This is a genomic window from Sorangium sp. So ce302 (genome assembly GCF_051530145.1).
In the GTDB taxonomy this organism is placed as follows: domain Bacteria; phylum Myxococcota_A; class Polyangia; order Polyangiales; family Polyangiaceae; genus Sorangium; species Sorangium cellulosum_B.
The window spans coordinates 8,972,463-8,985,841 of record NZ_CP150326.1 but is presented as its reverse complement, the minus strand read 5'-3'; the positions used below and the strand labels follow the sequence as shown (position 1 = coordinate 8,985,841).

The following is a 13,379-nucleotide window of genomic DNA, read 5'->3' as shown; positions in this document are numbered from 1 at the left end:
TCGCTCGCGGCCTTCGCGGGGCATGGGCGGGGGCCTGCGCCCGTCCGGCGACCCACCGCCGCCCTTCCCCTTCGTTTGCCGGACCACTGTCGCCCGCGGATGGCCTTATACTCCGCCGCGTGCTGCCGCTGCTCGCCCTGACCGTCATCGTCGTGCTGTGCCTTGGCTACCGCTTCTACGGGCGGATCGTCGCGCGCAACTACGCGCTCGACGACGGCGCCGTGACGCCCGCGGTCAAGGTGAACGACGGTGAGGACTACGTCCCCACGAAGCCGTTCTACCTCTTCGGGCAGCACTTCAGCGCCATCGCCGCCGCCGGGCCGATCGCCGGCCCCATCCTCGCCGGCCAGGCGTTCGGATGGCTCCCGTGCATCCTCTGGATCGCCATCGGCGTCGTGTTCATCGGCGCGGTGCACGACTTTTCCGCGCTCATCGCGAGCGTCCGCCACGAGGCGGAGAGCGTCGCCGAGATCGCGAAGCGGCACATCGGCCGGCGCGCCTGGCTGTCGATGATGATCTTCATCTGGCTCGCGCTGTCCTACGTGATCGTCGCCTTCACGGACATCACGGCGAGCACCTTCGTCGGCAAGACCGAGGAGTTCGAGGGCGGCGCGTTCCAGTTCAACCCCGGCGGCGCCGTCGCCGCGGCGAGCGCCGCCTACCTCGGCCTCTCCATCGTCATGGGCCTGGTCGAGCGGTACCTCAAGCCGCCGCTCTGGCTCACCACGCTCCTCTTCGTGCCCGCGACGCTCGGCGTCGTCTGGCTCGGCACGAAGATCTCGACAGCGTTCGTCCTGCCGCTCGACAACCCGCAGCGCGCGTTCGGCCTCATCATCCTCGTCTACTGCCTCATCGCCTCGCTCCTGCCGGTCTGGCTGCTCCTCCAGCCGCGCGGCTACCTGGGCGGGTTCGTCCTCTACATCGCGCTCGCGGTCGGCGTGATCGGCATCTTCTTTGGAAACCTCCGTTACCCCGGGGAGTTCGAGCTGCGGCAGCCCGCGTTCACCACGTTCAACACCGGCGGCGCGACCGGCATGCTCTTCCCGTTCCTGTTCGTCACCATCGCCTGCGGCGCCTGCTCCGGCTTCCACGGGCTCGTCTGCTCGGGGACGACGTCGAAGCAGATCTCGAAGGAGACGCACACCCACCCGGTGGGCTACGGCGCGATGCTGGCCGAGGCGTTCGTCGCGCTGATCGCGCTCGCGACGCTCGTCATCGTGGCGCAGGGGACGAAGCTGCCCGGGCCGGGCAAGATCTACGGCGACGGGATCGGCAAGTTCCTCACCGTCATCATCGGCAAGGAGCACTTCCTGTTCGCCGCGACGTTCGGCGCCATGGCGTTCTCCACCTTCGTGTTCGACACGCTCGACGTCTCGACGCGCCTCAGCCGCTACATCCTCCAGGAGCTCTTCAACTGGAAGGGGCGCGTGGTGTCCGCGGCCGCGACCGCGATCTCGCTGGCGCCGCCCACGCTGTTCATCATGACCGCGCGCCCGCCCGCGCCCGGCGTGCGGCCCGCGTACCTCGACTTCTGGACGCTGTTCGGCACGAGCAACCAGCTGCTCGCGGCGCTGACGCTCCTCGCGGTCACCGTCTGGCTGCACCGCGAGAAGCGGCGCATCTGGTACACGGCGATCCCGATGGTGTTCGTCATGACGATCACGGTGTGGGCCCTCATCCTCCAGGTGCGGACCGCGTTCGCCGCCGTGCGGACCGAGGGGCTCGCGCTGAACGCGACGACGATGAACGGCGTCGTGGGGCTCGCGCTGATCGGGCTCGCTGTGTCGCTGATGGTCGAGTCGGTGAAGGCGCTGAAGAACGGCCCGGCCACCGAGCCGGCGCTCCGCGACGCTCGTACCAGCGGCGGGGGGGAACCGCTCTAGCGATCACCCGGCGGCGGCGCGCTGCCGCAGGCGCGCCTCGGCCAGCCGCTCGGCGGCGAGCTGCGGCGAGACGCCGTCGCTCGCCGCGATCTCGAGGACCCTGAGGACCGTGTCGTAGATCGCCTGGACGCGCCGGTGGACCTCGGCGCGGGACCAGCCGAAGAGATCCGCGCCGCCGCTCAGCACGCCGCCTGCGTTGGCCACGACATCGGGGACGTAGAGGACGCCGCGGGCGGCGAGCGCGTCGCCGTGGCGCGGCTCGAGGAGCTGGTTGTTGGCCGCGCCCGCGACGATCTCGGCCCGCAGATCCTGCACGGCGCGGTCGTCGAGGACGCCGCCGAGCGCGCACGGGGCGAAGATGTCGGCCGGGGCCGAGGCGATCGCGTCCGGCGGCACGATCGTGGCGCCGAGCTCGGCGGCGACGTGGCGGGCGCGATCCGGGTCGACGTCCGCGACGAGCAGCCGCGCGCCCAGGCGGTGGAGCTCCGCCGCGAGCCGGGCGCCGACGCTGCCGCAGCCCTGGAGCGCGACGGTCCGGCCCGCGAGCTCGTCGCTGCCCCACCGGTGGCGGGCCCCGGCCTGGATCGCGCGGAGCACGCCCCGCGCGGTCCACGGCGACGGGTCGCCACCCTCGCCGGCGAGGCCCTTCACGTGGCACGTCTCGCGCCGGATGAGCTCCATGTCCGCGGGGGTGGTGCCCACGTCCTCGCCCGTGATGAACCTGCCGCCGAGGCGCTCGATGAAGCGCCCGTGCGCGCGGAACAGCCGCTCCCGGTCGAGCGGCCCCGCGCCGCCGCGGAGGACGACCGCCTTGCCGCCGCCGACGTCCATCCCGGCGAGCGCGTTCTTGTAGGTCATCCCGCGCGACAGGCGCAGCGCGTCCACCAGCGCCTCCTCGTCGCTCGCGTACCCGAGGAGCCGCGTCCCGCCGAGCGCCGGGCCCAGCGCGGTGCTGTGGATCGCGATGATCGCGCGGTAGCCCGCGGGCTCGTCCGCGCAGAACAGCACCTGCTCGTGCCCCATGGCGGCAAGGGTGTCGAACACGCTCTTCATGCCGCGCCGAGCGTACCATTCCGCGGCGGCCGCCAGGGCCGGCGCGCTCGGCGGGCGTCCCGCGCCGAAGCGGCCTGTCGGGCCGGGGCGGTCGGGGGCGGCGGGACCCGTCCGCCCTCACAGGTCCGAAAAGCGCCAGAGCCGCGGCGGCACCCGCGCTACGACGCCTGCATGCGGATCGACGAGGACGCGTGCTACCGCGCGCTCGAGACCCGCGACCGTCGCTTCGACGGTCGCTTCTTCACGGGCGTGCGCTCGACGGGCATCTACTGCCGCCCGATCTGCCCCGCGCGCACGCCGAAGCGCGAGCGCTGCGTGTTCTTCCCCTCGGCGGCCGCCGCGCAGGAGGCCGGCTACCGCCCGTGCCTGCGCTGCCGCCCCGAGGCCTCGCCCGGGACGCCCGCGTGGCTGGGCACGTCCGCCCTCGTCTCGCGGGCGCTCCGGCTCATCGCGGAGGGCGCGCTCGACGACGCGGACGCCCCGGCGCTCGCGGCACGGCTCGGCGTGGGCGAGCGCCACCTGCGCCGGCTCTTCCTGCGGCACGTCGGCGCCTCCCCGCTCGCGGTGGCGCAGACGCGGCGCCTGCTCTTCGCGAAGAAGCTCCTCGACGAGACCGCGCTCTCCATGACCGAGGTGGCGCTCTCGTCGGGCTTCTCCAGCGTCCGCCGCTTCAACGACGCGATCCGCGCCGCCTACGAGCGCTCGCCGCGCGAGCTGCGAAAGGCCGTGTCGAAGCGGGGCGGGGGAGGGGAGGGTGGGGGCGGGGCGGGCGGCGCGCCGGACATCGCGCTCCGCCTCCCGTTCCGGCCGCCGCTCGACTGGGGCGCGCTCGCGGGCTTCCTCGGGGCGCGCGCGATCCCCGGCGTGGAGTCGGCGGGCCCCGGCGCGTACCGCCGCACGGTGCGCGTCGCCGGCGGCCACGGCGTCGTCGAGGTGCGCCCGGCGCCCGGCGAGCCGTACCTCCTCGCGCGGCTGCGGCTGCCCGGCACGGAGGGGCTCATCCACTGCGCGGAGCGGCTGCGGCGGCTCTTCGACCTCGGCGCCGATCCCGACGCGATCGCCGCGCACCTCGGGGCCGATCCGCGGCTCGCCCCGCGGGTCCTGGCGATGCCGGGCGTGCGCGTGCCGGGCGCGTGGGACGGCTTCGAGCTCGCGGTGCGGGCGATCCTGGGCCAGCAGGTGAGCGTCCGCGCCGCGACGCAGCTCGCGGGCCGCCTTGTCGAGCGGCACGGCGAGCCGCTCGCGGTCCGCGGCGGCCTGCCCGAGGGCGCCGAGGGGCTCCGCTTCGTCTTCCCGGCGCCCGAGGCGCTCGCCGCGGCCGATCTGACGGACCTCGGCCTGCCGCGCGCCCGCGCCGCGACGATTGCGGCGCTCGCGGCGCGCGTGGCCTCCGGCGAGGTCGCGCTCGACGCCTCGCGCGGCCTGGAGGAGACGGTGCGCGCGCTCTGCGCGGTCCCTGGCGTCGGCGCGTGGACCGCGCACTACATCGCGATGCGCGCGCTGCGCGAGCCGGACGCGTTCCCGGCCACGGATCTCGGCCTGCGGCGCGCGCTCGGCGGCGTCTCCGGCGCGGATCTCGCGGCGATGGCGGAGGCGTGGCGCCCGTGGCGCGCCTACGCCGCGGTGCTGTTGTGGACGGCGGACGCGCAGGGCGCGCGGCCCGTAGAGACGGAGGTATCGGATGGATCTCTCGCTGGATGAGGTGGAGTCGCCTGTCGGGGTCATCCTCTTGGCCGCCGGGGGCGGCGCGATTCACGCGCTCGATTTCGCGGATCACGCGCAGCGCCTCCGCGGCTCGCTGGAGGCGCGGTATGGCGCCGTCGCGCTCCACGGCGCCGCCGATCCCGGCGGCTTCTCCAGCCGGATGAAAGCCTATCTGTGCGGCGATCTCGCCGCGCTCTCCGACATCCCCGTCGAGCCCGGCGGCACCGCCTTCCAGCGCCGCGTGTGGGCGGAGGTCCGGCGCATCCCTCCCGGCGCGACGCGCGCTTACGGGGAGGTCGCGGCGTCGCTAGGTCAACCGTCGGCGTCCCGCGCGGTCGGCCTGGCGAACGGCCGGAATCCTGTCTGTCTGATCATCCCGTGCCACCGGGTCATCGGGGCCGGCGGAGAGCTCACGGGGTATGCCGGCGGCCTGGAGAGGAAGCGGTGGCTGCTCGCGCACGAGGGCGCCTCAGGGGAAGCAGGAGAGCAGCTGCTCCGCCTCTAGGATGTAGGTGCAACCCACCAAGGCGAGGCAGCTAGTGTGCTCGTCGAACTCAAACGAGCAGCGGGACTCGCACCTGCTGTCGACGGTCCCGCCGCAGCGCTCCTCGATGCAGCAGTACATCGCCGCCTGGGTCTCCCGGCACATCGTCTGCGCCCCGCAGGCCTCTATCTGGTGGCTGATGCAGTCGAGGCAGTTGAAGGAGTGGCCGGCGAACGAGCGGGGGGGTGTGGTGTCCGCTTCGAGGCAATCGAGAAGGCACCCGTCCTGCTCGCATGTCTCGACGCACGCCCACGTCTCGGCCGTGCACCGCGGCAGGAGCGTGACCGGCAACGCTTCGAACGGCTCCGAGCACGCCGTCGGGACGCACGTGCCGCTTCGCCCGCACTCGGTGAACTGGTCCTCGCAGCGCACGCCACCGCAACAAGGCTCGTCGAGCCTGCCGCACGGCGCGCACTCGCCGTCGGTGCAGTTCTCCCCGTCGTCACAGGCGGCGCCGCAGGCGCCGCAATGGTTTCGGTCCGTGGAGAGGTCCGCGCACGCGGACCCGCACAGCGTGAGGCCCCCCGGGCACGTGCACTGCCCGCCCTCGCAGGTCGTGCCCGCGGGGCACGACGCCCCGCAGGCGCCGCAGTTCTTCGGGTCGGACTGCACATCAATGCAGTGAAACCCCGAGGAGCCCTCCAGCGGACAGTACCCCTGCCCGGCCGGGCACTCGCACCGCCCGCTCACGCAGCGCGCATCGTCGGCGCCGCAGAGGGCGCTGTCCTCGCCCTCGTCGGCCGTGCCGCTGCAGTTGTTGTCGGCGCCGTCGCACAGTTCGGCGAGCGCCGGGGCGTTCCGCGGATTGTCATCGTCGCAGTCCGTGCCGCCGCAGATCACGGGCAGCGCGTCGTCCCCATCGCCGTCCAGCCCCTCGAAGATGCACTGCCGGAGCGACTCGTCGCAGCGCTCTGCCTGGGTGCACGGATCCGCGTCCACGCAGTCGGCCGGCGTCGCGCACGCCTTGTCGCTGAGGCAGATGCCCCTCGCCCGATCACAGCGCCCGCCCGGACAGCGGGTGTCGTCCGCCTCCGACTCGCACCGACCGCCGACGCAGCGATCGACCGTACAGGGGACGCCGTCCGCGCAGTCCTGCGCGCTCTCGCACGGATCGCCTGACCCTTGCTGCGGGGCGCTACCGTTACAGCTCGCGAAGAGCAGCGCCGTCGACGCGACCAGCGAGGACAGACGAAAGAGAAAGGCGAACCGGCGTCTCAGCAGGGAGGTTTTCATGAGGGCGCGCCTTCGAGAATAGAGCTCGACCGCGATCTCCCCACAAGCCGAGCGCCGCTTTGCGACGGCGCGCCTCGAGGAGCGCCCCCGGCTACTGCTTCTTCGCCCCCAGGAGCGCCGCGATCGTCGGATAGTCGCTGTCCTCGACGGCGCCCTGGATCACGCACGTCACCTGCCCGCTCGGCGCCGCGATGGCGTGGATCGGCAGCTCGGTCGTCTCCTTCACGCCGAGCGCCCGCAGCCACCCGGCCCGCTGGGGCCCGTCGGGCAGCCAGTACGAGGCGCGCACCCCCGTGCCCGGCTGCGCCTCCAGGAACCGCGACAGCTGCCGCTCGTCGTCGTCGATCGAGACGAACGCCAGGTCGACGAGCACGCCGGCCGCCCGCAGCTTCTGCTGCCACCCGAGCAGCCGCGGCATCTCCTCCAGGCACGGCTTGCACCACGCCGCCCAGAAGTTCACCCACACCCACTTGCCGACGCCGAACCCGATGTTCGCCGGCAGCTTCTCCGCGCCGCCGGCGGCGACCGCCGTGAGCCCGCCCGACGAGGGCGCAGGCCGCGGAGACTGCCCCGCGCACAGGAGCCGCGGCGCGGCCGGCGCCGCCTCCGCCGTGGCGCTCGCCGGCGCCTTGGCGCTCGCGGGCGCCGCGGCCCCCGGCGCCGTCACCGCGTTGCTCCGCCCCTGGCCGGGCGTCGGGGGCGGCGGCAGATCGGCCTTCTTGTCCGCGTCGCACCCGCCCGCGAGCCCCGCGGCCACGGCGAGGGCCACGAAGGCGCCCCGGAGGGCGCTGCTCCTCCTCGCGGAGCTCACAGCTGACAGTCCACCCATGAGACGAACGCGCTCCGGTTGATGGCCTCCGCCGCACATGCCTTGTTCTTGCGCGAGACGTTCCATTGGCAGTATTCCGCGCCGAGCTGCGCGAACTCGTTCCCGAGCCACAGCATCCCGACCTTCTTGTCCAGGTCCTGCTCCTTGAACTTGTCGGAGATGTCGAAGAACGCGCTGTTCGCGCGCTTGTGCGACAGCGTCCGGTTGAACTCCGGCGTCCCCGTCTTCGACGCGCGAGCGACGATGAAGAAATAGCGGGCGCCCCGCCGGTCGAGCCACATCTCCTCGAGCATCTTCTTCCCGTCGTCGTCGAGCTTCTCCGAGCCGTCGTCGAACATCACGACCCCGCCGCGCTGCTTCAGCGGCGTGAAGAGCGCGTTGAAGTCGTCGTCGCTGATCGACGCGAGCGTCTTCACGTCGGCCGGCTGGCAGCCGCGCCGCGCCTCCGCCCCGACCAGGCCGCACGCGTTGAGCACCCGCTGCAGCACCGTCTTGAACGCGGGCGTGCAATACGGCGCCTCGGCGTCGTTGGCGATGGCCACGGCCGGCTTCACCGCCGCGGCCACACCCGTCTTCAGGCGCTGCGACGCGGCCTGCACCTCGCTGTGCACCGTCACCCCGGACGCGACCAGAAGCGCGCACCCGGCCACGATCCCGATGATCCCTGCGCCTCTCATGAACACCTCACTTCGTCCGGAGCGCCGGCGCGAGCTGCCTTATCGCATACGACATCCCGATGTCCGTATCTTCGTCGCAGAGCCGCGTCGTGCCCAGGAACATCTGTGGCGTCGAGACAGGGAGCTTGTTGTCCACGATGTAGCGGAGCATACGGTTCAGCCGCAGCGCCGTCTCCTTCGAGTCCATGCATGCGTCGAGCCCCGGCCAGCGCTGCCGGATCGCCGCCTGCACGTTGGCGGTGCCCGCGCCCGCCTTCGCGCCCTCGAGCAGCGTCTCCTGGTTCTCGTAGGCCCACTCGAGCACATCCATCGCCCGGTGATCGCTGCACAGGATGGCCTTCGAGAGGAGGCACGAGCCCGGGTGCACCGGCCGGTCGAGCATCCAGTTGCACTCGCTGTCCAGCGGGAAGAGCACCAGCGTCGCGTCGAGCTTGTCGAACACCCCCTCGGACACGAGCCGCTGGTGGAACGCCTTGCAGGTCGGGCAGAGCGGATCGACGAAGAGGGTCGCCGGCTGCACCGCGCCCGGGCGCGTCACGTGGAGCAGCGCCCCGTTGGGCTCGGTCGGCTTCTCCAGCTTGCCGCAGCCGGTCATGTAGCTCGCGTAGCTCGGCAGCGCGCTCGCGTAGAGCAGCGCCGGCGTCACCGTGCACACGGCGAGCGCGACGAGCCACCCCGGCAGGAGCAGCAGCGAGCCCACGCGGCGCGGGGGGCCGGCGGGCGCTGCGGCGGCGCCGCCCGGCCCGTCGACCCCGAGGGGCGCCCCGGGGACGGTGGGCCCCACCCCGGCCGCGCCTGCCGACGAGGGCGCGCGCGGCGCCGCGCTGGACCAGGCCGCGGCGCGGGCCGCCCTGCGGTCCTCGAGGAACGCCCAGACGCCGCCGGCCGCGAGCAGCGCCGACGAGATGTACATGCCGACGCACGTCTTGCAGAACACCCCGAGGCGCATCGCCGAGATGGTCGCCATCAGGAGCGACACGGCGAGCGGCGTGAGGCCCGCGACGAACAGGAAGTGCGCCGCGCGCCGCGGCGCGTGCTGGGCCGAGAGCAGCACATAGAGCGCGAACGCCGCGAAGAACGCGAACGCGCCCAGGGCGAACAGCGAGATGGGGATACCGCCCCAGAAGCTCTCGCGGAACAGCGCGGAGTAGGGGCTGTACATGGCCACGCGGCACGCGGTGTCGGCGCCCGCCTGCGCGCCGAGCCCCGGGACGAAGCTGCAGTGCAGGTCGTGGACCTGCCGGTCGAGGTGCCGGATGTAATCGAACGTCGATGAGGCGCTGAACGCGAGTCCCAGGAGCGACCCGCTGAGCGCGAGCGCTGCAGGCCCGCGAGGACCACGACTGCCTGACATGGCCGAGTGGATTACGCGACGTCGGGCAACGCGTCAAATAAGGACGCCTGTGCGCGCGGGCGTCGCCCGCGCGCGATGACGCGCGCGCACGCGCACGCGCGCCGCGCGGCCCAGGGGGCGATCGTCCCCGCGCCGCGCTGAGCCCGCCGGCAGGCTTCGCCGAGCCCGCCGGCCCAGCGCCTCGCGGCGCGCGCCGCTGGTCGGCGTTGCCCACGCGATCGGCCGCTGCTAGGAGCCGGCCCGGGGGGATTCGGGATCCCAGAGCCAACCGATGACGACCTCTGCACCCGGCGCGGCGAGCGGCGCGCCCCTTCCTGTGAAGCCCGGTCCGTTCGACGCCGAGTTCCTCGCGGACCTCCCTTACGACCCCTCGGTGCTCTTCTTCGACGAGCTCCTCGAGGTGGACGCCGAGAAGGGCCTCGTGCGCTGTCGTATGCCGACCGACAGGCCGATGCCGCTCGTCGACGCGCAGCGGGCGCATCCGCTGCTGCACCCGCGCCACGTCGCCGGCGGCATCATGGTGCACGCGACGGGGATGCTCGGCTTCGTGCACGCCTACCACCTGCTCGGGTTGCGCCACCGCGAGGGCTGGATCGGTTATGGCACCAACATTCACCGGGTGGTCTTTCGCAAGCTGGTCCAGCCGGGCGCGCCCATCGAGGCGACGTGCGTGGCGACGCGCTCCCGGCTCGGCGTCAAGCGGCACATGATCCGCTATTCGTTCGAGTTCCGTCACGAAGGCAGCGTCTGCTACGAGGGCGATCAGACCGCCGTGTGGATGCGCGTGCACGACGTTCCAGCCACGGATTCCCGACCCGCGCTCGAGGACCCAGAGCGATCCCTCGCTTGACCCGCGCGTTCGTCTCGTCTACCCGCCCTCCCCATGCAGGATTTCGATGCAGGATCGATCGTCCCGTCCACACGCGATCTTCTCCAGGTGATCTCCACCCGCAGGAAGAACATGGCTCTTGTCGGGCTCGTCGGCTCGGAGGCGCCCGCGGAGGATGCGGCGCGGCTGCATGAGCTCAACATCTCCGCGCTCGCGTTCGCCGAGGCGGGGCCCGCCATGCAGGGGGCCGCGCTGGCGACGAGGACGGTGCCGTCGCTCTGCCTGTCGCGGGTGAGCGATCGCGACGGCGCCCTCGCGGCGCGCTACCACGGGGCGGACGGGGTCTGCATCGACGCGACGCTGCCGCTCGACGACTGGGACCGCCTCGCGAAGGGGGCGAGGACGATGCGTATGCTCCCGCTCGCGCTGGCGGAGAGCAAGGAGGGGGCCGAGGCCGCCGCGAAGGTCGGCGCGCGCGTGGTCCTTGTCCGGTGCGCGTCGGCGGACGCGGTGATCGAGGCCGTCGCGTCGCTCCCGAGGGCGCTCACCGTCGTCGCCGAGGTGCTCTCGGCCGACGTCGACGCGCTCCGCCGCCTCGTCGGCCACGTCGACGCGGCGATCGTCCCGCCGGGCGTCCACAAGTCGGCTCAGTTCCCGGCGCTCGTCGCCGAGGTCGATCCCTGAGCGCTGAAAGTTCGGGCCGCCCCTCGACGGCGCGGGCTCCCTCCTCCACGATCCGGCCTCGATGAGCAACGCTCACGGACTGGAAGAGCGGCGGCGCGCGCTTCGCGAAGGGGCGCTCGTGCAGGCCATGCCCGAGCTCGGGACGCTGATCGTCACCGGCTCGGACCGGCAGACCTGGTTGAACGGCCTGGTCACCTGCGATCTCGCGCCGCAGAAGCCGCTGCCTGCCGGGGCGAAGGCCGCGCCTCCCGCGGGCGGCGCGTACGGGCTCAACGTGGGGAAGACCGGGAGGATCTTCGCCGAGGTGTGGATCGTGATCGCGGCCGATCGCATCTACGTCGGCGCGCTGCGGGAGCGCGTCGAGCAGCTCCGGGAGATCTTCGAGCGCTACCTCATCATGGAGGACGCCGAGGTCCAGGACGCCTCCGGCGAGCACGCCTGGGCGTTCGTCCACGGCCCGCGGTCCGCCGAGCTCGCGGCGGCCGGGCGCGCGGCCGCCGCCGAGGCCGCGATCGTCGACTGGACCGGCCTCGGGGGCGCGCTGCTCGTGGCGCCCCGGCAGGCCGAGGGCGCCGTCGTCGAGGCGCTCCTCGCCGAGGGCGAGGCCCGCGCGGTCCTGCCGGTGACGGCGGCGGCGTGGGAGGTGCTCCGGGTCGAGAACAACGTCCCGCGGTTCGGGGTCGACTTCGACGACCAGAACTTCCCGCAGGAGGCCTCGATCGAGGAGCGCGCCGTGTCGTTCAACAAGGGGTGCTACCTGGGGCAGGAGACGGTGTTCATGCTCCAGGCGCGCGGCCACGCCAAGAAGCGGCTCGTGCAGCTCGCCGTGGAGGGGGAGGGCGGCGTGCCCGCGGGCGCGGAGATCGCGCTGCCCGACGGCGCGGCCGTCGGCACCGTCACGAGCCAGGTCGAGGATCCGCGCGGGACAGGGCTGCTCGCGCTCGGCTACGTCAAATACAAACACGCCGTCCAGGGCGCCGCGCTCCGGGTCGCCGGCCGGGCGGCCGAGATCACGCGCGCGCCGAGGGCGGGGGACGGGCCGGGTCGGGCCAAGGTCTAGCGCCCCGCCGTCGCGGACGGACGGCGGGCCGGAGGAGCGCGGACAAGCGATCTCAGGGGAAGATCTCGCGCTCTCCATACACCGCGGCGAGCCGCTGCAGCGCCACGGCATAGGCGGCGAGGCGCAGCGTGCACTTCTTCTGCCGCGCCAGCTCGGTCACCTCGCGGTAGGCCCGCTTCATCGCCTTCTCGAGCCGGGAGTCGACCTCCTCGAGCGTCCATGTCTCCGAGCGCTTGTTCTGCACCCACTCGTAGTAGCTCACCGTGACGCCGCCCGAGTTGGCGAGGACGTCGGGCAGGATATGGATCCCGCGCTCCAGGAGCATCTTCTCCCCCTCGGGCGTGCACGGCCCGTTCGCGCCCTCGGCCACGAGGCGGACCTGCAGCCAGCTCGCCTCCTCCACGCCGACCTGGTTCTCCAGGGCCGCCGGGATGAAGATGTCCGCCTTGAGCCGGAAGAACTCCTCTCGGCTGATCGGCTTGCCGGCAGGGTAGCCCGCGATCGAGCGGTTCTTCTTCACGTAGTCCTGCAGCTTGTGCGGATTGAACCCTTCCGGATTGTAGAGATACCCGGTGTGATCGCCGACAGCGACGGTCGAGGCGCCGAGCTTCGACAGGAGCACGGCCGTGTGCGAGCCGACGTTGCCGAAGCCCTGCACGAGCAGCGTTGAGCCGCCGAGGTTCACGTCGTTGTCCTCGGCCCACTCGGTGATGCAGTGGACGACGCCCTGGCCCGTCGCCTTCTCGCGACCGTACGTGCCGCCCGACGCCACCGGCTTGCCCGTCACGACGCCCTTCACCGCCTGCTTGAAGAGCTGGCCAACGGTGTTCATGTACGTGTCCATGGCCCAGGCCATGGTCTTTGCGTCGGTGCCCATGTCGGGAGCCGGGATGTCCGTCTCCGGGCCGATGTTTCCGCCGAGCGCATGGAAGAAGCGGCGGGTGATCCGCTGGAGCTCGGCGCGCGACACCTCGTTCGGGTTGAACTTGATCCCCCCTTTTCCGCCGCCGAGCGGCAGGTTCATGAGCGCGCACTTCCACGTCATCATCGCGGCCAGCGCCTTGAGATCATCGAGCGATACCGTCTCGTGATATCGAATGCCCCCCTTGAACGGCCCGAGGAGGTTGTTGTGCTGGATCCTGTAACCCTTGAAGAGCCGGATGCTGCCGTCATCCATCCGTACAGGGAAATTGACGATGATCTCGTTCTTCGGCTGGCTCAGGATCGTGGTGATGTAACCCGGCAGCTCGATCAGTCGGGCAGCCTCGTCGAGGTAACCCTGGACGACTTTGAAGAACTCGTATTTGTGCCTGTGGCTCGGAGCAGCAGGGACGCTCACTGGCGGAGTCGTGGTCTTGGTACTGAGCTGTTCTTCCATGGCTATGTAACTTTCTAGTGCGCTGAGCCCTTCCGTTCAACGTCGGGCGCAACCATGCGATGCGTCATCGCGGTTCCGGACGGGCGGAGCGATGCGTCAGGCTGCCAGTGTGCGAGGAGGCGCCGCGTTGACCGCGGGAAAGCCGCGTCGG

12 protein-coding genes are annotated in these 13,379 nt (G+C 72.2%); 6 read left to right on the top strand and 6 right to left on the bottom strand.

Annotated elements, in window-relative coordinates:
• Positions 1 to 119: 119 nt before the first annotated feature.
• On the top strand, positions 120 to 1,883 hold the full coding sequence (locus tag WME73_RS34075) for a carbon starvation CstA family protein (protein ID WP_437740514.1): 1,764 nt from the start codon (positions 120 to 122) through the stop codon (positions 1,881 to 1,883).
• 3 nt (positions 1,884 to 1,886) lie between these two features.
• Here the strand turns inward: WME73_RS34075 and WME73_RS34070 are convergent, their stop codons facing one another.
• Positions 1,887 to 2,936 carry a Glu/Leu/Phe/Val dehydrogenase dimerization domain-containing protein gene (locus WME73_RS34070; RefSeq protein WP_437912239.1) on the bottom strand — a complete coding sequence of 350 codons (1,050 nt, stop codon included), beginning with the start codon at positions 2,934 to 2,936 and terminating at the stop codon, positions 1,887 to 1,889.
• 171 nt (positions 2,937 to 3,107) lie between these two features.
• Here WME73_RS34070 and WME73_RS34065 point away from each other — a divergent pair, with 171 nt between their 5' ends.
• Positions 3,108 to 4,637 carry an AlkA N-terminal domain-containing protein gene (locus WME73_RS34065; RefSeq protein WP_437740512.1) on the top strand — a complete coding sequence of 510 codons (1,530 nt, stop codon included), beginning with the start codon at positions 3,108 to 3,110 and terminating at the stop codon, positions 4,635 to 4,637.
• Positions 4,618 to 5,145 carry a methylated-DNA--[protein]-cysteine S-methyltransferase gene (locus tag WME73_RS34060; RefSeq protein ID WP_437912237.1) on the top strand — a complete coding sequence of 176 codons (528 nt, stop codon included), beginning with the start codon at positions 4,618 to 4,620 and terminating at the stop codon, positions 5,143 to 5,145. Before WME73_RS34065 ends, WME73_RS34060 begins: the two co-directional genes overlap by 20 nt.
• On the opposite strand, the gene WME73_RS34055 is transcribed toward WME73_RS34060, so the two are convergent.
• The 4 genes from WME73_RS34055 to WME73_RS34040 form a co-directional block, all read right to left on the bottom strand.
• Positions 5,110 to 6,417, bottom strand: coding sequence for a MopE-related protein (locus WME73_RS34055; protein ID WP_437912236.1), 1,308 nt, complete (start codon positions 6,415 to 6,417; stop codon positions 5,110 to 5,112). The two genes, WME73_RS34060 and WME73_RS34055, sit on opposite strands and share 36 nt — an antisense overlap.
• A 91-nt stretch (positions 6,418 to 6,508) precedes the next feature.
• Positions 6,509 to 7,228, bottom strand: a complete 720-nt coding sequence (locus WME73_RS34050; protein ID WP_437912235.1) for a TlpA family protein disulfide reductase — start codon at positions 7,226 to 7,228, stop codon at positions 6,509 to 6,511.
• Entirely contained in the window at positions 7,225 to 7,923 is a 699-nt protein-coding gene (locus tag WME73_RS34045) for a hypothetical protein (RefSeq protein ID WP_437740508.1), read from the bottom strand. Before WME73_RS34045 ends, WME73_RS34050 begins: the two co-directional genes overlap by 4 nt.
• Before the next feature lie 7 nt (positions 7,924 to 7,930).
• A complete protein-coding gene (locus WME73_RS34040; RefSeq protein WP_437740507.1) occupies positions 7,931 to 9,277 on the bottom strand; it encodes a vitamin K epoxide reductase family protein in 1,347 nt (448 codons plus the stop codon).
• 271 nt (positions 9,278 to 9,548) lie between these two features.
• Between WME73_RS34040 and WME73_RS34035 the strand changes: the two genes are divergently transcribed.
• The 3 genes from WME73_RS34035 (at position 9,549) to ygfZ (ending at position 11,850) form a co-directional block, all read left to right on the top strand.
• Entirely contained in the window at positions 9,549 to 10,127 is a 579-nt protein-coding gene (locus WME73_RS34035; protein ID WP_437912233.1) for a hypothetical protein, read from the top strand.
• A gap of 33 nt (positions 10,128 to 10,160) precedes the next feature.
• Positions 10,161 to 10,790, top strand: a complete 630-nt coding sequence (locus tag WME73_RS34030; RefSeq protein ID WP_437740505.1) for a hypothetical protein — start codon at positions 10,161 to 10,163, stop codon at positions 10,788 to 10,790.
• 61 nt (positions 10,791 to 10,851) lie between these two features.
• A complete protein-coding gene (gene ygfZ / locus WME73_RS34025) occupies positions 10,852 to 11,850 on the top strand; it encodes a CAF17-like 4Fe-4S cluster assembly/insertion protein YgfZ (RefSeq protein ID WP_437912232.1) in 999 nt (332 codons plus the stop codon).
• 52 nt (positions 11,851 to 11,902) lie between these two features.
• Here ygfZ and WME73_RS34020 read toward each other — a convergent pair whose 3' ends face one another.
• A complete protein-coding gene (locus WME73_RS34020) occupies positions 11,903 to 13,228 on the bottom strand; it encodes a Glu/Leu/Phe/Val family dehydrogenase (protein WP_437912231.1) in 1,326 nt (441 codons plus the stop codon).
• Positions 13,229 to 13,379 lie beyond the last annotated feature (151 nt).